The sequence below is a fragment of the Streptomyces sp. NPDC058145 genome (assembly GCF_042884245.1).
GTDB lineage: Bacteria > Actinomycetota > Actinomycetes > Streptomycetales > Streptomycetaceae > Streptomyces.
On the sequence record NZ_JBHVUH010000027.1, the window covers coordinates 13,739 to 32,974 of the forward strand.

Annotated in this window: 15 protein-coding genes and 2 pseudogenes; 8 read left to right on the forward strand and 9 right to left on the reverse strand. The window is 72.3% G+C overall.

Translation table 11 applies throughout. From position 1 onward, the window contains the following. Window positions 1-29: 29 nt before the first annotated feature. From ACFVVO_RS36550 to ACFVVO_RS36565, 4 genes and pseudogenes are all read left to right on the forward strand, one after another. Window positions 30-1,250, forward strand: coding sequence for a cytochrome P450 (locus ACFVVO_RS36550; protein ID WP_390060962.1), 1,221 nt, complete (start codon window positions 30-32; stop codon window positions 1,248-1,250). Window positions 1,251-1,299: 49 nt separating this feature from the next. Continuing rightward, window positions 1,300-1,833: pseudogene (locus tag ACFVVO_RS36555) on the forward strand (transposase); the annotation flags it as partial. 319 nt (window positions 1,834-2,152) lie between these two features. Next, window positions 2,153-3,556, forward strand: coding sequence for an FG-GAP repeat domain-containing protein (locus ACFVVO_RS36560; RefSeq protein WP_390060963.1), 1,404 nt, complete (start codon window positions 2,153-2,155; stop codon window positions 3,554-3,556). Window positions 3,557-3,570: 14 nt separating this feature from the next. Next, a complete protein-coding gene (locus ACFVVO_RS36565; protein WP_390060964.1) occupies window positions 3,571-3,696 on the forward strand; it encodes a hypothetical protein in 126 nt (41 codons plus the stop codon). A gap of 439 nt (window positions 3,697-4,135) precedes the next feature. Here the strand turns inward: ACFVVO_RS36565 and ACFVVO_RS36570 are convergent, their stop codons facing one another. Further along, window positions 4,136-5,419, reverse strand: a complete 1,284-nt coding sequence (locus ACFVVO_RS36570) for an MFS transporter (RefSeq protein ID WP_390060966.1) — start codon at window positions 5,417-5,419, stop codon at window positions 4,136-4,138. Between the two features lie 680 nt (window positions 5,420-6,099). On the opposite strand from ACFVVO_RS36570, the gene ACFVVO_RS36575 reads away from it, so the two are divergent. Beyond that, on the forward strand, window positions 6,100-6,825 hold the full coding sequence (locus ACFVVO_RS36575; protein WP_390060968.1) for an NUDIX hydrolase: 726 nt from the start codon (window positions 6,100-6,102) through the stop codon (window positions 6,823-6,825). Between the two features lie 5 nt (window positions 6,826-6,830). Beyond that, window positions 6,831-7,025, forward strand: a complete 195-nt coding sequence (locus ACFVVO_RS36580; RefSeq protein ID WP_390060970.1) for a hypothetical protein — start codon at window positions 6,831-6,833, stop codon at window positions 7,023-7,025. A gap of 115 nt (window positions 7,026-7,140) precedes the next feature. On the opposite strand, the gene ACFVVO_RS36585 is transcribed toward ACFVVO_RS36580, so the two are convergent. From ACFVVO_RS36585 to mobF, 3 genes are all read right to left on the reverse strand, one after another. Then, entirely contained in the window at window positions 7,141-8,487 is a 1,347-nt protein-coding gene (locus ACFVVO_RS36585; protein WP_390060971.1) for a pentapeptide repeat-containing protein, read from the reverse strand. 284 nt (window positions 8,488-8,771) lie between these two features. Then, the gene (locus ACFVVO_RS36590) at window positions 8,772-9,614 is read right to left on the reverse strand and encodes a hypothetical protein (protein ID WP_390060973.1); all 843 of its coding nucleotides are present in this window, start codon (window positions 9,612-9,614) and stop codon (window positions 8,772-8,774) included. 292 nt (window positions 9,615-9,906) lie between these two features. Beyond that, entirely contained in the window at window positions 9,907-13,458 is a 3,552-nt protein-coding gene (mobF, locus tag ACFVVO_RS36595) for a MobF family relaxase (protein WP_390060975.1), read from the reverse strand. A gap of 491 nt (window positions 13,459-13,949) precedes the next feature. On the opposite strand from mobF, the gene ACFVVO_RS36600 reads away from it, so the two are divergent. Both ACFVVO_RS36600 and ACFVVO_RS36605 read left to right on the forward strand, forming a co-directional pair. Further along, a complete protein-coding gene (locus tag ACFVVO_RS36600; RefSeq protein ID WP_390060976.1) occupies window positions 13,950-14,660 on the forward strand; it encodes a hypothetical protein in 711 nt (236 codons plus the stop codon). An 80-nt stretch (window positions 14,661-14,740) separates the two neighbouring features. After that, a complete protein-coding gene (locus ACFVVO_RS36605) occupies window positions 14,741-15,151 on the forward strand; it encodes an Imm10 family immunity protein (protein ID WP_390060978.1) in 411 nt (136 codons plus the stop codon). Window positions 15,152-15,296: 145 nt separating this feature from the next. Here ACFVVO_RS36605 and ACFVVO_RS36610 read toward each other — a convergent pair whose 3' ends face one another. From ACFVVO_RS36610 to ACFVVO_RS36630, 5 genes and pseudogenes are all read right to left on the reverse strand, one after another. Beyond that, window positions 15,297-15,758 carry a hypothetical protein gene (locus ACFVVO_RS36610; protein ID WP_390060979.1) on the reverse strand — a complete coding sequence of 154 codons (462 nt, stop codon included), beginning with the start codon at window positions 15,756-15,758 and terminating at the stop codon, window positions 15,297-15,299. A 320-nt stretch (window positions 15,759-16,078) separates the two neighbouring features. Continuing rightward, window positions 16,079-16,687, reverse strand: coding sequence for a DUF3085 domain-containing protein (locus tag ACFVVO_RS36615; protein ID WP_390060981.1), 609 nt, complete (start codon window positions 16,685-16,687; stop codon window positions 16,079-16,081). An 899-nt stretch (window positions 16,688-17,586) separates the two neighbouring features. After that, window positions 17,587-17,907 (reverse strand): hypothetical protein, encoded by a 321-nt coding sequence (locus tag ACFVVO_RS36620; protein WP_390060982.1) that lies wholly within the window; start codon window positions 17,905-17,907, stop codon window positions 17,587-17,589. 183 nt (window positions 17,908-18,090) lie between these two features. Beyond that, on the reverse strand, window positions 18,091-18,342 hold the full coding sequence (locus ACFVVO_RS36625; RefSeq protein ID WP_390060984.1) for a hypothetical protein: 252 nt from the start codon (window positions 18,340-18,342) through the stop codon (window positions 18,091-18,093). 321 nt (window positions 18,343-18,663) lie between these two features. Next, a pseudogene (locus tag ACFVVO_RS36630) lies at window positions 18,664-19,218 on the reverse strand (transposase); the annotation flags it as partial. Window positions 19,219-19,236 lie beyond the last annotated feature (18 nt).

Genomic DNA, 19,236 nt, shown 5'->3' on the forward strand with positions numbered 1-19,236 from the left:
CTTCGTCACGAGCTGAAAGAGACCTCACCGTGTCCGAACAGCAGATACTCGTCCTCGACCCGACCGGATCCGACTCGGACGCCGAACACCAGGCCCTGCGCGAGCGCGGCCCGGCGACGCTGGTGGACATCCTCGGCGTGCGTGCCTGGTCCGTCTCCGACCCGGCCCTCCTCAAGCAGCTCCTGACCAGCAAGGACGTCTCCAAGGACGGCCGCGCCCACTGGCCGGCCTTCGCAGAGACCGTCACCACCTGGCCGCTGGCCCTGTGGGTCGCGGTGGAGAACATGTTCACCGCCTACGGCAAGGATCACAGCCGCCTGCGCCGCATGGTTGCCCCCGCCCTCTCCGCCCGCCGTACCGCCGCCCTCCAGGCGGACATCGAGGCCCTCGTCGACGGCATCCTCGACGGCCTCCCGGCCGGCGGGACGGTCGACCTGCGCGAGCACCTCGCCTACCCGCTCCCGATCGCTGTCATCGGCAAGCTCGTGGGCGTCCCCGCCGACCAGCGCGCCGAGTTCCGCACCGTGGTGGACAACGTGTTCGCCACCCATCTCTCCGTCGAGGAACAGGCCGCGAACACCGCCGCCCTCTACGGCCTGCTGGACGTCCTGATCGAGACCAAGCGCACTGAGCCCGGTGAGGACATGGCCTCGCTGCTGATCGCCACCCGCGACGAGGAAGACGGCTCCGCCCTCAGCCACGGCGAGCTACGCGACACGCTCCTGTTGGTGATCAGCGCCGGATACGAGACCACCGTCAACGTGATCGACCAGGCCATCACCACCCTGCTGACCGATCCCCAGCAGCTCGCCCACATCCGGGAAGGCCGCTGCACCTGGCAGGACGTCGTCGAGGAGACCCTGCGCCACCAGCCCGCGGTCAAGCACCTTCCCCTGCGCTACGCCCGCACCGACATCCCGCTCCCCGACGGCCAGACAATCAAGGCCGGCGAGGCGATCCTTGCCTCCTACGCCGCCGCCAACCGCCACCCCGACTGGCACAAGGAGGCCGACCGTTTCGACGCCACCCGCCCCAGCAAGGAACACCTCGCCTTCGGACACGGCGTTCACTTCTGCCTCGGTGCCCCGCTGGCCCGACTCGAAGTCACCACCGCGCTGCGCCTGCTCTTCGAACGCTTCCCCGACGTCCAACTCGCCACGGAGCGAACCGCGCTGAAGAAGCTGCCGAGTCTCATCAGCAACGGACACGCCTCCGTCCCCGTGCGCCTGCGCCCGATGTCGGGCCACTGACCGATACCGACGGAGAAGACCACCACCCGCACTGGAGCAAGACAGCACCCTCCGCGCCGGCGCCGAGGTCGCCGAGCTGACCGGCATGGTCGACCTGGACGGCTACCCCGACGGCACCCGGATCATCGTCCGCCGCTAGCGTCCGCACCCCGGCGCCCAACTGTCCGTGTTCGACCTCAACGAGGGCATGCGCCACCAGCTCTTTCTGACCGACACCCTCTACGGCGAAGGCTCACTGCAGCACCTGGAGGCCCGCCACCGCGCACACGCACGTGTCGAGGACCGCATCCACTGCGGAAAGACCACCGGCTTCGGCCGCTCCCCCTCCCGCCACTTCACCCTCAACCAAGCATGGCTGGAGCTGTCCCTGGTCGCCACCGACCTGCTCGCCTGGCCCCAGACCCTGCTGCTGGAAGGAGAGTTGGCCACCGCTGAGCCGAAGAAGCCGCGCTACCGGCTGCTGCACGCAGCCGCCCGCATCACCCGCGGCGGCCGCCGCCTTCGCCTGCGGATCGCCGTGACATGGCCCTGGCGGTACGAACTCATCAACGCATTCGCCCGCCTCACCGCACTACCGCGACCGGCGACCTGGCCCGCGGCACTGTCCCTGCCCGCCCATCACCAAGGAACCCGTTGGAGACCCCGGCCCGAGCGTCGGGCCCAAGCCATGCCCACTCAACGACCAGGGGCCGACAGCACCAGTCCTCCGCGATCACCCCAGCTCAACGACTTGAAGCGAAACGGGGAGGTTAACCCTAGGGAAACTTCCGTCACTCAACAGGGCAACCAACCGGTGACGTGGCGAGTCGTACTGGGCAGCCTGGGGGGGATCTTGATCCCCTCCGTCGTCAACTTCCCTTCAAATTCCCGGGGTTCGTGTGATCCAGCCTGCGGCACCCAGAATGCGACGTACCCTCGTCGTCGCCCTCGCCCTCTTGTCCGCCACCGCCGTCGCTCCCGCGCCGGTCGCTCATGCCGCGCCCGCGACCATCCGGGTGCGGGAGGACTTCAACGGGGACGGGTACGCGGATCTGGCCGTCGCCGCCTCGTCCGGTACGGCGAGCGGCAAGACCGGGGCCGGATACGTCGCCGTGCTGTACGGGTCCGCGAGCGGACTCGGCACCCGTGGGAAGCAGGTGTACTCGCAGGCGTCCGCGGGTGTCCCCGGTTCGCCCGAGGTGAACGACCACTTCGGGTCCCGGCTCGACGCAGCCGACCTGGACGGGGACGGGTTCACCGACCTGGTGGTCACGGCCGATTCCGAGAACTGGACGCAGGACGGCGTCGATCTGGAGGGCAGCAGGACCGTGCTGTGGGGTGCCCCCGGCGGCTTCGTCTCCGGGACGGTCCTGCGGGCTGCCGGCAGTGACGCGTACCGCGAGAGCGTGTCCGCCACCGGTGACTTCAACGGCGACGGGCACCAGGACCTGGTCCGGCCCGACCGCGTGGAGTACGGCCCCTTCGGACGGGACGGCCGCGCCGCCTCGATCCAGGGGATCAAAGTCGCCGGAAGCTACGACCCCCTCTACGCCGCGGCAGCCGGCGACGTGGACGGCGACGGGATCACCGACCTCGTCGTCGGCGTCAGCGCGATCGCACCGGACGACGAGGAGTACACCCCGTCCCACCTGAACTACCTGCGCGGCAGCCGCGACGGCCTGCTGCCGCCCATCACCTTGAAGGACGCGAAGGGACGACTCCTCGCGCCCGGCACCCAGGTGGGCCTCGGAGACCTCAACGGCGACCGCCGAGCCGACCTCGTCGTCGGGGGGACCTCGCTCCACATCAACTACGGCACCGCAACCGGCCCGGGCACCACCACGACCCGGGTGATCGACCAGGACACCCCCGGTGTTCCCGGCACCCAGGAGGAAGACGACAGTTTCGGCTCCGCGCTCTCCATCGGGGACGTCGACGGCGACGGGTACGGGGACGTCCTGGCAGGCAATGGGCAGGAGGCCGTCGGCAAGCAGGCCTGGGCGGGTACCTTCGCCGTGGTCCCGGGCGGCTCGAAGGGGCCGACCGGTGCCGGCACCAAGGTCTTCAGCCAGAACACCGCGGATGTCCCCGGCACCGCCGAGTCCGTCGACCTGTTCGGCCGTGGCGTTCACCTCGTCGACGGTGACAGCGACGGCCGGGCGGAGCCCGTCGTGGCGGCGCTCGGGGAGAACCACGGCGTCGGTGCCGTGTGGGTGTTCCGTACCACCTCATCGGGAGCCACCGCCGCGGGTTCCTTCTCCTTCGGCCCGACAACGCTCGGCATGGTCGCGAACGTCGGCGACTCGCTGGGCCAGTTCCCCAGCTGAACGGAGTCAGCCACATGGACAGACCACGAAGGAACTGGCGCACGGGACTCGCCGTCGCCATGGCGGTCACCGAAGCCGTCGCCCTGCCCGCAACCCTGGCCGGTGTCGCCTACACAGCGCCCGCCGCCACGAAGCTTTAGAGGTCCTAGCGCACGCCACCCGATCCCCTGGACCTCCCCTCACTCGCAGGCCGCGCCGCGGCTCTCCCCGGCCGTGTGGCAGCCGTGGAAGCGTTCTGGGACGGCGATACCGTCCACGACTCGTTCGTACTTCTAGTCGCGGTCCTGGATGACCCGGAGGGGGAGGGCCACCTGGCGACCGTCTCCCACCGACGTGACGGCTCTCCTCCTGGCGTTGCCGTCTGCCGGGCGCTGGCCGACCACCTTCACGTGCCTTTCCACTTCGCGTCTGCGGACGTCCCTGATGACAACGCCCCGCGCTTCAGGGCGATCCAAGGGGGACGGAAGGGCCGTGACTGGCGGGCATGGACGGAGCGCGGCGACTTCAGGAAGGCCTGACCGCCTGCGGCCCCAGGTCCGATTCCGCTGCCTCCCGAGGCGGTGCCGGGGGCGGCTCGTCTCACGCCGGCGTGGCTGCGGGCGCGGGTGCGGGCGCGGTGCGGGCCAAGAGCAGCAGTGCGCAGCCGGCGGCGGCCATGAGCGGGACGGTGAAGTGGCCGTTGAGGGGGCCGGCCAGGGCTGTGCCGCCGGCCAGGCCGAGGCGGATCGCGCTGGACATCCAGCCGACTGCCTCGGTTGACGTGCCCGGCGCGGTGAGCGCGGTGACGGTCAGGCTGGCGACGGTGAGCAAGGGGACGAACAAGGTGCCCGGCAGCATCGTCAGGAGGAGGACCAGGGGGGCGGGGAGCGGGGCGAGCACGGGGAGCCAGCAGGCCGCGTATGCGGCGCCCAGCAGCATCAGGTGACGCGGCCGTGGGGCGGTGGCGGGCTGGAAGCGGGCGAAGAGGACGCCGCCGAGGAGTCCGGCAGCGGAGAACGCGGCGGGCAGCGTGCCCGCCAGCCAGGATGCGTCCTGCCGGTCGGCCGCGGCGATCGCGGCGACGTCGAGGGCGCCGACCGTGGCGCCGAGGAAGATCAGGGAGAGCAGCAGGGGGCGCATGGCGGGTGGGCGCAGGACGCCGAACCGCTCGTGGTGGCGTGGTGCGGCGTGCCAGGTGCAGGCCGGTGGGGTGGTGGCGAAGGCGCAGGTGCCGGCCACGGTGACGGTTGCGGCCAGGGCGAGGGCCGCGGCTGGGGAGAGCCAGGTGGCGATCGCGATGGCCAGGGCGGGGCCGGTTGCGTAGACGATCTGCTGGGTGGAGGAGTCCAGCGTGTAGGCGGTGCGTACGTGTGGGTCGTCGGGCAGGACGGAGTGCCACAGGGAGCGCAGTGCGCCCTCCAGCGGTGGGCATCCGGCTCCTGCCAGGGCGACGCATAGTGCGGCGAGCGGCAGGTGGGCGGTGCCCGCTACGGCGAGAGTGCCGAGCGCGGAAGCGACCAGGGCCGCACCCAGGTAGCAGGGCAGGAGCAGGCCGCGCAGGTCGGCCAGCCGTCCCAGCAGCGGCAGTCCGAGCGCCGGGGCGATGCCGTAGAGCGCGGCCAGCAGACTCGCGCTCGCCAGGGAGTGGCCGTCCGCCTGCGCCGCCAGGATCAGGCCGACGGGCACCATACCCAGCGACAGGCGCCCGGTCACCGAGGCGATCAGCAGGCGGCCGCAATATCGGTGGTGCAGCACGTCGAGGAAGGTCGGCGGGGTGGACGGCGGCGGCGGGTCGCCGGCCGGTGCGGGCGGGGGGAACGGCTGGGGTGCGCGGGCCGGCGCGTCGGTGGTGCGGGGGACGTCACGGACCTGCGCGTGGGCCATCGCCTGCCTGCCTCTGCCATGGGGAGTCGAGATGTTGCGCGGGGGGGGGCCCGCACGGCGGGCTCGTCAGGGCGCACGCCGTGCGGGCGATGGGCAGCGGCACGGGGATACCGCTGGGTGAGACAGCCCAACAGGGCACGCAGGCGGCTTCAACGCCGCTTCCCCTTCCACGGTCGGTGTCGGGCATCAGTCGCAGCCTCTGGTGCGGCATCCCCCCGCGCCGGTCCGCCTCACGGGTCCGACGGGCCGCACCGCTGCTCCCGCCCTGCCGACGACGCTGACGGCACCTGCTAGCGGCAGCGGTCCCGCCTGCCGGCTCCGCGACGTGGCCTCGCTCTCCCCGCAGGCCACATCCGCCGGGCGCCAGCCGGTGCCTGGTGTCGTAGTGCGCCTGGTCGGCAAGTCCGTGGGACGGGAGGCGCAGCCGGGTTGTTCGGGGAGATCGTCCCGCCCGGCGGCGTGTTAGGCGCCCAGGCGGTCTGCGGCGGCTTGGGCGGGCGTAGATGGGGTGGCACCTGCTTGAGCGATCCGTATGGAGCCGATGACGTGAGCCCCCGCACCGCCCCGAACCCGCCCGATTGAGGACCCGGCCATCGGCCGGCCGCCGTCCTCTTCCGAGGCCGATACGCACGCGGCCGTCGTCGAGCTCGCCGCCGGTCTGTCCGCCGCCGGCCGGGGAGGTGCCGCGTGAGGCCCGCCGTGCCGTGGCCACGCTCGCTACTATCCTGCCCGCCGAGGTCGGTGACCTGATGGACCACACCCCCGAGTCCGCGTACGCGCATCTGCGCGACACCCACCCCGCCTTGTTCTCGAGCCCGCGCGGCGACGGTGCGATCGACATCATGCGCTGGCCGATGACCGAAGGGCAGGTTCTGCACCGTGACGAGGAGCGGATGGTCCTCGAGGACCCGGTGGTCCTCCCGGACGGGCAACACCACCGCCGGCTGCGGATCGTCCCTGCGCGACCGGAGCCGTCGGTGGCCGTCCTTGCGTTTCTGGACGGCCAGGTCGGGCTCGTCGACCGGTTCCGGCACGCGACCCGCACCTGGCAGTGGGAGATCGTCAGGGGTGCCGGTGCCGGTGCCGCGGGCGTGGGCGTGGGCGACGCTCAGAACGCGGCTAGACAGGTGAAGGACCTGCTCGGGGCGAACGCCTCGGACGTGATCGGCCTGGGCCGGGTTCACCCGGACCCGGCAATCCTGGCCGAGGTGGTGATGCTGTACGCCGCGCGCATCGACCGAGTGGGCGAGCTCGGGCACGGCACCGGGATCCGCCGGGCGCGTGTGGTCGCGTTCGCCGAGGCGGAGCAGATGGCTGTGACCGGTCAGATCACCGACGCGGTGACGATCGCCTCGTTGTTCCGGGCCCGGCAGGCGGGTCTTGGCGAAGAGGGCTCGGCCAGCTGATCGCTGTGGTCGAGCGCGCCATCGAGCAGCAGCTGCCCGGCGGCACGTGCGGACCGGTCGAGGAGGTCGACATCCTCAGTCTGCTGCTGACAGCCAAGCGGCGGCTCGTCCAGTTCTCCGGCCCGGGGTCCCTGGCCATCGCCCGGCGTCACGGCCGACGACCCGCCGAGGAGGACCAGGCGGTGACCGACGAGGAGTGACAGGAATTCCTCGGGCACACGGCCGGCTGAGCGAAAGCGGCTAGTTCGCACAAGGCACGTTAGGCACGGCACCTCCAGCGCACGTGCCTCACCGGTATACGAGGACTTTTCATGCCTATGACCTGTCCTCCTTCTCGACGGCGGCGATCCGGGCCTTGACCCTGCCGTCCTCGGCGAAGTGAGCCGGAAGGCGCGTGCTGTGATCGGGCCGAGCAGACAACAGTTGCTCGACCGTCACTTGGGCCGTCTCCAGGTGGGCGCCATGCAGGTACGCCCCCTCCAGGTTGGCGCGGTCCAGGACCGCACGCTCCAGGTTGGCGTCATTCAGTAGCGTCCCCTCCAGGTTGGCGCGGATCAGGAGGGCTCCCACCAGGTTGGCGTCCTTCACTATCGCGCTCTCTAGGTGGGCGACGCCGAGGATCGCCTCCTCCAAATTGGCGTCATTCAGGACCGCGCCCTCCAGGTGGGCAGAGCCCAGGTCCGCGCCCTCCAGGTTGGCGGAGTTCAGGTCCGCGTTCACTAGGTGGGCGCGATACAGGGCCGCGCCCTTCAGGTTGGCGTGGGCCAGGTCTGCACGCTCCAGGCGGGCGTCTTTTAGGGCCGCACTCTTCAAGTTGGCGCCGGCCAGGATCGCCCCCTCCAGGTTGGCGGAGGCCAGGTCCGCGCCCTCCAGGCGGGCACCGTTCAAACGCGCACCTCGCAGGTCGGTACGGGCCAGGTTGAGTCGGAAGGGCTCGTCACGGCCGGGCGGGCGTCGGGCGAGTACGGTCAGTGCTGCCTGGACCGGTTCCGACAGGCGTGGATCCGTATTGTCCTCGGCAGCACGTCCGCGTAGCACCCTGGCGGCCCACGCTGGTGTCCGTAGGTGCTGGCGGGCAAAGCGCAATCGCCCCTGGGCGGAGGACTCGGTCATGGCTAGGGTGGCGTGCTCACGCACGAACGCGGCGAGGACTTCGACGATGGTGGCATGGTCCTTCGCTGAGTCCCGCATGATGCGCTCCAGCGCGTAGATTCCCCCGAGTTGCTCGACTGGCTTATCTGAGGCGATCTGGCTGATCGCCTTGGTGTACCGGTCGGTGACCTGCCCTTCACGGTTTTGATGCAAGGTGCGGTGGGTGTAGAGGATGCCGACCGCGGCCAGGCCGCCAGCGCCCATGGCCAGTAGTGCCGTGCGCACGCCCGTGACGGCGGTGGCCTGGGGCTGGGTGATGTCGGGGAGGTAGTGCGCGTCGAGCCACCAGGGGACTTGCCACAGAGCCACCCCTACCGCGCCGATTCCGGCGAGTGCCACCAGGGTGCCCCACACCCATTTCTGCGACTTTCCTGGCCACCGTGCGATGTTCATGCCCGCCAGCACAATGCGTCCCTGCCTTGCCAGACTGCGCGACTTGGCGATCTCCTCGCACAGATCACTTGGATGGAGGCCCCATCCGGCGGCGGCGGTCAGCCGCGCGTGCTTCATGCACAGACGCCGTCCTTAACGTGCCTGCACACTTCGAAAGGCGTCTACGCACTGCCAGGCCGCTCCCCCAAGATAAGAGGGGCCGCGCCTCACGAGCTGACCCGGAGAAGGCGCCCAGCACAAGACGATCTACCCCTGGCTCGGCTCCGGCCACTCCGACCGCGACCGTTACACGCTGGCCATCCGAGAGACCAACAACGGCGTGTTCATCCTCCTGACTACTCCCTTCACCCGCAGCCTGGGTATGTGTCCGGGTCCGGATGTGGGGTGTGTGCTCACCTTGTTCAGCGGGTCGGGGGCCGGTGGCCGGGCCGGTTCGTGTCGGGCGGGGGCTGCTGGCGCAGCGATGAGGTGGGTGGCAGCAGAGTGGCGCGTTCGGCGGTGGTTCGGGCCCGCATCTGTTCCAGGCGGTGCTGGACGCGGGCGTGGGTGTACAGGTCGATGGCGTCGGTGAGCTGGTCCCATTCCTCTCCGTCGAGGCCCGCCGGGCGCGGGCCGAGCACGCCGGGGCCGGCGCGGTGGTGTCGGCGCCGGTAGTCGCTGATGGCGGTCAGCAGCCGGGTGTAGGTCCGCTGCTCGTCCTCGTCGTCCTCGCCGGGGGCGGTGATCTCCTCCATCCACGCTTCGGGCAGGGGCTCGCCGGCGAGGACGGCGGCCAGGTCGCGCCGCGCTAGGCGCGCGTCCAGTGCGCCGTAGGACAGGGGGGCGATGCCGAGGGGGTCGCGCAGAGCCGGGTGGTCGCGCAGGGGCCCGCCGGGCGGCGGCGTATCGAGGTGGCCGAGGCCCGCGGCGATCATGACGGAGGCGGGGGCGTCGGGCGGCGGCAGGTGCAGTGGGCGGCGGCGTCCGGTCAGGGCGCGCACCCGGGCGTCCAGGTCGTCCCAGGCCGCCGCGTCGTCCGGGTCGGCGGGGCGCGGGCCCAGTCCGGGCAGAGCGGTGATGGCGTGGCGGGTGCGCCACAGCTCCATGAGCGCGGCCGTGGTGGCCCAGACGTGGCGGCGCCGGGGCGTGCCGGTGGGCGGTGGCGGGCCGAGGGGGCGGGCCCAGGCGGGCGGGGCGGTGGCCAAGGTGCGGCCGCGGTCGGCCAGGGAGCGGGCCAGGATGCGGTGGCGTTCGGCGAGGTGCATGCGCCAGTGGGCGGGGGTGTCGGGGTGGGTCAGGGCGTGGGAGTCAGCGACCCAGCCCGGTATCTCGCCGCGGTGGTTGGACTGATGGGGCAGGTGGTCGGGCAGGCGCTCGCGGAAGCAGAGTTCGGCGTAGATCTTGTCGGAGACGGCGTCGGCGCGGGCCAGCGCGGCACGCGCCCACTGCCAGCGCTGGTGAACGGCGGCCTGCCGCGTATTGAGGGCGCGGCGGACCTGGGCCAGCGAGGTGGCGCCGGGGGCCGCGGTGGAGGCGGCCTTCTCGCGCTGGAAGTCCTCACGGGCGGGCGCGCCAGGTCAGGGCGCGGCGTAGCTGGGCCTCGCGGGTGAGGTTGGCGATGACGTGCCGGGCGGTGTCGGTGAGCGGGGTTCTGTTCGCCTGGGCGTGGCGGAGTTGGGTGCGGACGGTGGCCAGTTGGGCGGCAAGCTCGCGGCGGGAGAGGCCGCCCAGGGGCCGCTGGTCCCAGGCGGGATGGGTGTGGCCGGCGCGGGTGGTGACGGGGGCGGGCAGGTGGGTGAAGGCGGCGTCGGCCACTGTGAGCGCTTCACGGGCCACGGCGCGGAGGGAGCCGGCGAGCCGGGTGAGGGTGTGCAGCTGGGTCAGCGTGAGCGCGGCCAGAGGGCGCGGCCGGTCGTCGCGTTGGGTTTCGGTGGCGTCCTTGAGGTGCTGGCGCAGCCGCCAGGACAGCACCGCGGCCGGATCGTCGGCGTCGGTGAACCCGCGCACGGGCACCGTGTGGGCCAGCAGGCGGGGCAGGTCGAACCCGGCCCGTTCGGCGGTGTGGAGGGCGCGGATGAGGGCGGGGTAGGCGTCGGCGGCCAGGAACGTCGCGGCCCGGTCCGGGCCGAGGCAGTGCTCGAGCAGGCCGGTCAGCCGGGCGGTGGTAGCGCGTTCGGCGACGTCGACGAACTCGGCGGACAGCGGCCCGGGCGCGCTGATCTCGCGCTGCAGGGCGGCGATCGACTCGGTCGCCGACAGCTGCACACGGCGCCGGGCGGCGATGGATGCGAGGACGTCGTCGAGGCGGTCGCCGTCGTCGAGGGCGACGTAGAGCCGGTTCGTGCGGGCGCCGCGGGTCAGCTGGACGTAGACGCCCTCGCGGGTGGAGCGGGCGAAGGCCAGCGCGTGTGAGGTGTCGACCGTCATGCCCTGGGCGCGGTGGATGGTCGAGGCGTAGCCGAGCTCGCACTGGGCGGCCAGGTAGTCGGCGGGCAGCCGGATGCGGCCGCAGTGCCGGGTGCGGCGGACTATCGCGTCGCCGTCGGGCAGGATCTTGGTGACGGTCCAGGTATCGCCGTTCTTGACGAAGTCGCGGCCGCCGCGCACGAGCATGCGGCGCCGGTTGAGACGGGTGACGATCACGTCGCCCACGTGCGCATGCTGGCTGGCGCGCAGCGCGGCGGCCTGGCTGGTGTCGACGGTGCCGGCCTGGATGTGCCAGGCCTGAGCGCGCGCGTTGAGGGCGGTCACGGTCGCTGTGTCGGCGGCCGTCATCAACGAGGACAGTCCCTTCTCGAGGTCGCTGGCCCAGGCGGTGAAGACGGCATCGGACTTCGCGTCGTGGTTTCCGGCGACGATCCGGCCCTTGTCCCGGTACCAGGCGAACGCGGCCCGGTGGTCGTCGCCGTCGCGCAGGACGAGAGAAGCGTCGGCTTCCCCGGGGACGCGGAGGCGGTGCAGCTGGTCGAGTTCGACCGCCCCGCCCGCACGGGAGATCAGCCGGAGCGCTCCCCCGGCCTCGACGGCGGCGAGCTGGTGCGGGTCGCCGAGCAGGCGCACCACCGCCCCGGCGGCCGCCGCGTCGGTGAGGACCCGGTCGAGCAGGAGGGTGCCCGCCATCCCTGCCTCGTCGACGAGGACGACGTCGCCGGGCCGTAGGCGGAAGTCCTCACCGCCCTGCTTCCCGTCGGGTAGGCGGGTGCGCTGGTGGAGCCAGGAGTGCAGGGTGTGAGCGCGCAGCTGGAGGTCGCCTGCGAGGACTTTCGCCGCGCGGGAGGACGGGGCGAGCGGGATCAGGCGTCCGCCTGCTGCGTCGACGGCTGCGGCGACCAGCCGCATCGCGGTGGTCTTTCCGCCGCCGGCCGGGCCGAGTCCGGCGAGCAGCAGCTGCTCGGAGCATGCGAAGGAGGCCAGTGCGCGCTGCCCGGCGTCCATGGGGCCGCGGTGCAGGGCGGCGACGCGGGCGAAGGCGCCCCGGCCGACGGTCGGGATGACTCTGGTGCGGGCGGCGGCCAGGACCCGGTTTTCGGCGGCCAGCAGGGAGTGGGTGGTGTAGGTCTGCGAGCCGATCGGCCGGTAGACGGATGTGCCGTCCGCGCGCGTGAGTTCGGGGTGCGGGGGGTTGATCTCGGGCGGGGTGATGTCCACGCAGTCACCGTGGGAGAGGACCCTGTCGGTGATCTCCTCCGCCGCGTGGAGCGGGGTGGTGGCCCCGGCCAGGGTCCGCATCAGGTAGCGGCGGGCCTCAGCGAGCACGTGGCGGCGGCGGAACGTCGTGCGCCGTTCGGTCACGGCGGCCAGGACTTCGTCGGCCGCCGTGGCTACGTCGAACGCGGTTGGGGCGGGCCGGTTGTCGGCTGCGGCGCGGGCGGTGGCGAGCAGGTTGTCGACGGTCGTGCGGTCGGTGACGGCGATCGCGCGGTGCCGCCAGTCGGCGAGCAGGTCGTCGAGGGATCGGGCTCGTCGCTTGGGCGGGCGGGTCTTCACGGTGGCCTGCCACTGCAGCCGGGTGCGGGCCGGCCGTGTGGGTTGGCGGCCGTGGCGGCGCCGGTAGGCGTCGAAGAGGGTGTCGGCCATGGTGCGCACCGTGTGGGAGCGCTGCGCGAACACGGCGCGCAGCCGCCGGTCGATCCCGACGATTCTCATCACCGGCCGCTGCCCGGGGGTGACCTCGACCTCCTCGGTGGCAACGCCAAGACGGGAGCAGACGAGCTCGAGGGCCCGCTGGTTGAACAGCTCGCTGACGGCCACGACGTCGCGCAGCAGGAGGCGGGAGTCCAGGTTGCGCCAGCGCCCGTCGGGGCGTTTCACGCGCGGGGAGATGACCACGTGCTCGTGCAGCATCGGATCGCCCGCGCGGGATTCGTAGTGCAGGTAGACGGTGGCCAGCAGCCCCGGTTCGGCCCGTTGCTGAGCCACGCCGCCCGGGCCGGTGCGCACCGCGAGCGCGTTGTCCTCGATCCAGGCCAGGGTTTCCGAGCGGGCCTGGGCCAAGGCCTCGAGGACGGTCCTGCGCACGTCGGAGCCGCCGAGGGCGAACACCAGCGAGAGCTCCTCGTTGGAGAAGGTGAGGTCGTAGCCGGTGATCGCGCGGCGCTGGGGGCCGGTCCGCGCGGCCAGGTACCGGCCGAGCGCGGCACCGTCAGCCGGAGCACGGTGGCATTCGGCTTCGAAGGCGCGCGCCGCGCACCGCATCCGCACCTCTCTCGTCTCGGCCTTCGTCAGCGGCCGGCACAACTGCTCACCGACCTGCTCCAGGACCTGCTCGATCTCCGCGTCGAGCGGCGAGACTTCGGTCAGGCGCGGCACGGCCGGGCCGAGCTTGGCCGCCCTCATTGCCTGCTTGAGTGAAGCGCCCTCGCTCAAGTGCTGGGCGACGATCGTCACGGCGTCGGGATGCATGCCGAGCCCGAACAGGGCCCGCATCTGCGCGTCGCTCACCAGCCCGGACAGCCCCAAAGCAGCCGCGGCCCGCCCGTGCCACACCCCGGGCGGCACCCCGGGCACGCTGGAGGACACCGTCAGCTCAGCACCCGGGGCACCGTCACCACGGGCGATACCCAGCCGGTAATAGCGCTCCCGGCCCGCGGTGAACGCGTGTGCTGTCATCCCCACCAGGCCAGAAGATCACCGCCTACAGGGGCGGCGCGGGCGCAGACCGGCCCCAGGCCCCGAACCTCCCAAGGCCCGAGAAACGACCTTCGAACGCGTCCCGCCAGAGGGGAAAAGGCCCCTCGAGCACGGGCGGGCGTCAAAAGTGCCAGAGGTGTACGTGAACCGACCTGCCACGGGCCGGCGGACCCACCCGCACCCTGACCAACCTGCCACCGACCCGACTCCCCCGGCCTGCCCACACCACCAGCACCCACCGACACCCCGGCCTCCGGCACCCCCTCTCACCAAGGACCGTCCCTGCCCGGGGGCCTCTCCCCCACCTGGTGCCGCCGTCGTCCCGTCAGCAGGACCGGGCGCGGCGGCGGGCGTGTTACGGCCTGGGACGCGGGCGCTGGTGCCGGGCTGGCGGGGATGCGGGCGTCTGAGACTGGCCGGGCGCGGCCCGCCACCAGGGTGGGCGCGAGAAGGCCGGGAGGTGGCTTGTGGTGGCGTCAGGCCGGACCAAGGGCAAGGGCAAGAGCAGCGCGGTGCTGGCGCGGCGGAACGCTGCGCTGGAGCGGGCCGCGAAGCGGATGGCCGAGCGGCGGCGGGAGGCGGCGGAGGCGGAGGCCGAGCGGCTGCGCAGGGAGGCGGCGTTCGACGAGCTGGTGGCCGACTTCGAGTTGGCGGTGGAGGACGAGGCGGCGGTGGTGGCCGAGGTGGAGGAGGAAGTGCGTCAGGTGCGGGAGCGCGGCCAGGCGCGGATCCAGGCGGCGAAGGTGGAGGCGGCGCGGGTGGTTCTGGCGATGGGTGAGGCCGGGGAGACGGTGGCCGGGTGCGGGCAGCGGTTGGGTGTGGGGGTGGAGCGGGTCAAGGAGCTGCGGCGGCTGGGGCGCGAGGTGATGGCAGCGGAGGACTCGGAATCGGCGTCGGCGTCGGACACGGGGAAGGCGGCCGCCCCGGGGAATGCTGCGGCCCCGGGGGAAGCGTCGCCACAGGAGACGGTGGGCGGGCTGGGTGGGGAGCAGCGGCGGGACGGTGGGCGGGAGCAGGCGGGCGCGGTGTCGCGCGGCTCGGGCGCGGCATCGGTCGCCGCTCCCCCGGTGACGGCTCCGGCTGCTCCTGCAGGTGTTGCCTCGCCCGGTACGTCGGCGGGGTCTTCGGGGGCGCCGGGTGGTGGCGGGGCGCGGTCGGGGTGGCCGGAGTCGTCCCGGTGACGGCGGGGGTGCTGGGGGCATGAGGCGGCCCCGACTGCCGCGGGGCGGGCTCTGTCCGGTCGTGCTGATACAACCCCGTCATGACGTTCCGATTCACTGCTCGCGCCGCCGGCGCGGAGATCGATCCTGAGGGCTACTTCACCGAGGCGGGCCTCGCGGAGGGCGAGGACGGCAGCGGCTTCATCTTGCTGTTCATGGCGGGTGAGGCGGAGCCCGACGATCAAGAGATCGCCCTGGGGATGGATACGCACTGTCTGGTCACGGCCGGGCAGGGGACGGCCTACGGGTGCGTACGTGAGGCCGTCCTGGAGGGCAATGTCCTTCGCGTTGTGCTGGATCCGGAATCCCTGGAGAGCCTTGGTCTCGAGGATGGCGAGATGGAAGCCGTCATTGAGGCACCAGCCGAGGATGTCGCCCTCTTCCGAGAGGTCCTTGCTCAGGTGCTCGCCTACGGGCGGGCGGATGCCGTACCGGCGCGGCTGGCGGTCTGATCGCAGGGACGGGCCCGGTGTAGTCGTTTGGGTGGGCCGGCACACGGAACGAGGACAAGGCGGGTGTGGAGCGCCCCCCGGCTACCGCGGGGGCGGTGGCCGGGGGGCGAGGTGTGGGAGTGCCGGGGTGTTGGGGCCGGGTGGTTCAGCCGTGGGGCTGCTGGGTTGACCAGGGAGCGGCGGGCCGCTGCGGGACGGCTGGTTGCGGGGCGGCCGGTTGCGGGGCGGTGGGGGCCGGCCGCTGGGGCCAGGCGGTCGGTGCGGCTACGGCGGGCTGCTGGGGCCAGGCGGTCGGTGCGGTGGCGGGCTGCTGGGGTGTGGCCTGCGGGGGGAGGTGGCCGGTGAAGCGGTGGGGGCCTGCGTCCTTGAAGTAGACGGTGACGGGGGCCTGGTCGGCCACGAAGATGCGTTCGTGGATGCCGGGCGGTGTGAGGACCCACCAGATGGTGTCGTCGCGGCGCTGGGTGCGGCGGATGAGCGGTGGGGGGAGAGTGACCTCCTCGGTGATGTCGGTGTCCGGGTTGGTCTCGGGGACCGTGATGTGGTCGACGACGCTGAAGAGACCGGCGAACTGGGCGAGTTCGTTGATGGTGGTCTCGTGCCTCACAGCGCTCCCCCCTTCTCTGGTTGTGGGTCTGGGCCTGGGCGCGGGTTCGCTCGGGACGGTAGGTGGGCTGGGGAGGGGTGTGGGGCGGGTGCGGTGCGGGGGTGCCGGGGGGCGGGATACGGGCTGGGACGGCGGGTGCCCCAGGCGGGAAACACGCAGAGCGGCCCCGCACCGGGGACGGGTCTCCGGGGTGCGGGGCCGGTCGGGGGTGTCCGGGGCGCGGGGCCGTGGGGGGTGTCCGGGGCGCGGGGCCGTGGGGTGTGTGCTGGTGTACTCGCTGATGAACCTGAGGGTCATGTGGTGGTCGTCGAAGACGGCGTTCATGGTGAAGCGGGTGGCGCCGTTGGCGTGGGCGGCGCGGAGCAGGCTGAGCAGGGTGGTGGTGCCGTCGTCGTGGGGGTGGTGAGGTCGAGGCGCTCACTGAAGTCGTCACCGCCGAGGATGGAGCGGGCGTCGGTGCCCGGTCCCCAGCCGTCGGCGTAGACGACGTGGCGGTGCGTGCCGGTCTCGTCGGGGGTGCCGGTGGGGTCGATGCCGTTGCTCATCAGGTAGGTGCCGCCGTCCTTGCCCCAGAGCAGGCGGGGGACGGCCTGAGCCTGGGTCTCTCCGTAGCTGAGCCGGTGCTTGGGGGCGGAGGCGGCGTGTTCGGCGGCGGCGAGGACGCGGTGAAGGGGGAAGTGAAGGGTGGCGTTCTTCTCGCCGTGGGCGGTGTTGGCCATGATCACGTCGGCGAGGGGGTTGGTGCTGGTGGCGGGGATGGGCGGGATGGTCATGTCGCCGAGGAACGTGTTGAGCCAGTCGGGGCGCTGGTCGGCGGGGAGAGTGAGGAGGCGCCTGACCTCGTCGGGGTTGTTCGTGGCGGCCTCGGCACTGTCGATGAGGACCGGGGTGGTGGGGGTGTCGGTGGTGGTGGGGGTGTGCTTGGGCATGTCGGTCCCTGGCGTGTGTGGGAATGGACGGGGGTGCGCGGGCCGCCCGTGCGGCGGGTGCCGGGGCGGGCGCGGCGGGATGAACGGTGAGGTGTTGGGGGGTTAGGGCGGCAAGGCGCGGCGGACGCGCCAGCGGCCCCCGCCCCTGACGGGCGGGGGCGGGGGCGTCAGTTGCCTTCGGTCTGAGCTTCGGCGCGGTTGGCGCGGGCAGTGCGGTCGGCGCAGCTGCCGCACTCTCCGTCGTAGCCTTCACCGTCGGCCGTGGACTGGCCGCAGTCCTCGTTGCGGCACAGGTCGTCCCGGACCGCGGTCGCGACGGATTCGCCGAGCAGAGCCAGGTTGTCGCCGTCGAACTCGGCGCAGGGCTCGGCCCACTGCTCGTGTGGAGCTGGAGGGTGCCCTCGACCACGGACAGGCTGTAGGTGCCGGTGTTGCGGGTCTTGTTCTCCAGGTAGCCGGTGACGGCGTATGTTCCGGCGGTTGCGGTCCAGTTGTCGCCGAGGGTGCGGGCGGCGACGCGGGCGATGTCGGAGATGTGGAAGTCGGCGTCGGGAAGTGAGTCGTCGACGAGGGTGTCGCCGATCTTGTCGAGTTTCGCGGCGGCCGGGATCAGGTCGAGGCCGGTGATGGTCAGGCGGCCGACCGTCAGGTGCGGGTCGTGGAGGTCGATGGTGTCTGCGCCGTTTCCCGTGCCAGTGCTTGTCGGGCCGCAGTCTCGGTGGGGGAGGTGGTGTGGAGGGTGATCAGGCCGGGGACGAGGAGCGCGTACGTGGTGTGCGCGGGGAGTTGAAGGGGTGCTTCTTCCGGGTCGGGGTCGGCGTGCTGTTGCCGGGACGGCGGCGCAGACCGCGCGGGGCGTGCGGTTCGCGGTGTTGGGGCGGGGTGGCCGCTGGCGGGGGTCAGCGGCGGCTGCGCCGGGGACGCCGGGGGCGCTGGGAGTGCTCGCCGCCGAGGGTTCGCTCCCGGTTGGACACGGTGAACTTCCCGGTGGCCAGGTCTAGGACCACCCAGGGGGCGTAGGCGTGCGCGCTGGTGATGTGAGGCTGGTGCTGCCAGTCGTTGCGCGGCCCGTACCGGTTGTGGAAGTACGGGAACTGTCCGGCGCCTGTGAGGGCGGCGTTCAGTGCGTCGGTGAGGTGTTGCCACAGGACGTCGGCGCCGGTCGTGGTCGGGGCGGTGGCATTCGGACCGGCGGGGGTGGTCGGGTCGCGAGCGGTCACGGCATGGGGCCTGTCGTGCGAGCGGTGGGCGGGCCGGCGCGGGCCGCGGCGGGCCACACGGTCGAGGGCTCGGCGGTTAGCGCGGCAAGCGGCGGCGGAGCGGGGGGTGCGCGTCGGCCCCGGGCCCGTCGCGGGACGGGGCCGGGACCGGGGCCGTGGGCGGTGCCAGGGGCGGGCCGGGGGTCAGGCCAGGAGGCCGGTGACGGTCGTCAGGCCGCGCCGGGAGGCAAAGGTGACGGCGGGGTCGAGCGGCTTGACGGCGTACCTCCAGGCCGGGTCGTAGTCGGTGAACAGCCCGAACGGCGAAAGGTCCACGGCGAGCCGCGGAAGGCTGGTGTAGCCGTGGGCGGTGAAGAAGCGCTTCTTGTCGTGTTCGTGGCGCAGGGTCAAAGCCCGGTATCCGGCGTTGCGGAAGTCGGTGTCGACGCGGGCCATGAGGGTGGATCCGATGCCCTAATGGCGGTGGTCGGGGTGGACGGCGATGGTGTCGATGTTGGAGACCCGCTCGACGAGGGCGCGCCGGGTGTGGGCGGGGATCCGCCGGTTGAGCATCCACCGGGCCGGGCCGACGTGGACCGCGCCGACGGGGGTGCCGTCGGCGGTCTTGGCGAACAGGAAGTGGTTGAAGCCGTGGGAGAACGGTCCGCTCTCGTCCATCAGGGCTTGCCCGATGGTGTCCTTCAGGGCGGGGAGATGGTCGGCGGGGAGATGGAGGTCGACGAGCAGGGTGACCGCGAAGTAGGTGTCGAGTTCGTCGGCCTGCACGAGCCGGGTGACGACCTCGCGTAGCTGGGTAGCGGTCACCGCGGTGGCGTCGTCCGCCGGACCCAGCCGAATCGCGTCCAGCACGGCGGTCCACGACGTGCGACCCGTCTCCAGCGCGGCGACGAAGGAGTAGGGCCAGCCGGGGATGAACTGATCCGCGCTGCGGCCCCTGCCGTAGACGTGACAGAAGAGCAGGTCCGGGCTGGTGGAGGCGTCGGGACGCAGCCAGTTCGACACGTCGACAGCGAGCACGATCCGCCCGTCGGCCGCACGCGGCAGCGGTGTGGGGGCAAGCAGCCTGCGCTGGCGGCGAGGCTCCAGCCAGCCGCTGTTCAATGCGTCGTACATCGCCCCGTGCCCGCGCCGGTGCTCGGCCGCCAATGTCAACTCGACCAGCGACTTGACCGGGCCATCCGCACACAGCACCGCGTCGGTCAGTTCGAAGAGCGCATCCGCGCGGGTGTAGAGGCAGTCGTAGAACTCAACTCGAAAGCGGGACAAGACCCCCAACGCGTCGACGGCGGGGACTTCGGCAGGAAGACTCATCCTTAACGGCCGCTCTCC

Bases quoted from the DNA above. Each gene is read 5' to 3' on its own strand.
- ACFVVO_RS36625 (WP_390060984.1), bottom strand. From the start codon at position 18,342: ATGGCCCGCGTCGACACCGACTTCCGCAACGCCGGATACCGGGCTTTG.
- ACFVVO_RS36585 (WP_390060971.1), bottom strand. From the start codon at position 8,487: ATGAAGCACGCGCGGCTGACCGCCGCCGCCGGATGGGGCCTCCATCCA.
- ACFVVO_RS36570 (WP_390060966.1), bottom strand. From the start codon at position 5,419: ATGGCCCACGCGCAGGTCCGTGACGTCCCCCGCACCACCGACGCGCCG.
- ACFVVO_RS36615 (WP_390060981.1), bottom strand. From the start codon at position 16,687: ATGCCCAAGCACACCCCCACCACCACCGACACCCCCACCACCCCGGTC.
- ACFVVO_RS36560 (WP_390060963.1), top strand. From the start codon at position 2,153: ATGCGACGTACCCTCGTCGTCGCCCTCGCCCTCTTGTCCGCCACCGCC.
- mobF (WP_390060975.1), bottom strand. From the start codon at position 13,458: ATGACAGCACACGCGTTCACCGCGGGCCGGGAGCGCTATTACCGGCTG.
- ACFVVO_RS36590 (WP_390060973.1), bottom strand. From the start codon at position 9,614: ATGCACCTCGCCGAACGCCACCGCATCCTGGCCCGCTCCCTGGCCGAC.
- ACFVVO_RS36605 (WP_390060978.1), top strand. From the start codon at position 14,741: ATGACGTTCCGATTCACTGCTCGCGCCGCCGGCGCGGAGATCGATCCT.
- ACFVVO_RS36565 (WP_390060964.1), top strand. From the start codon at position 3,571: ATGGACAGACCACGAAGGAACTGGCGCACGGGACTCGCCGTCGCCATG.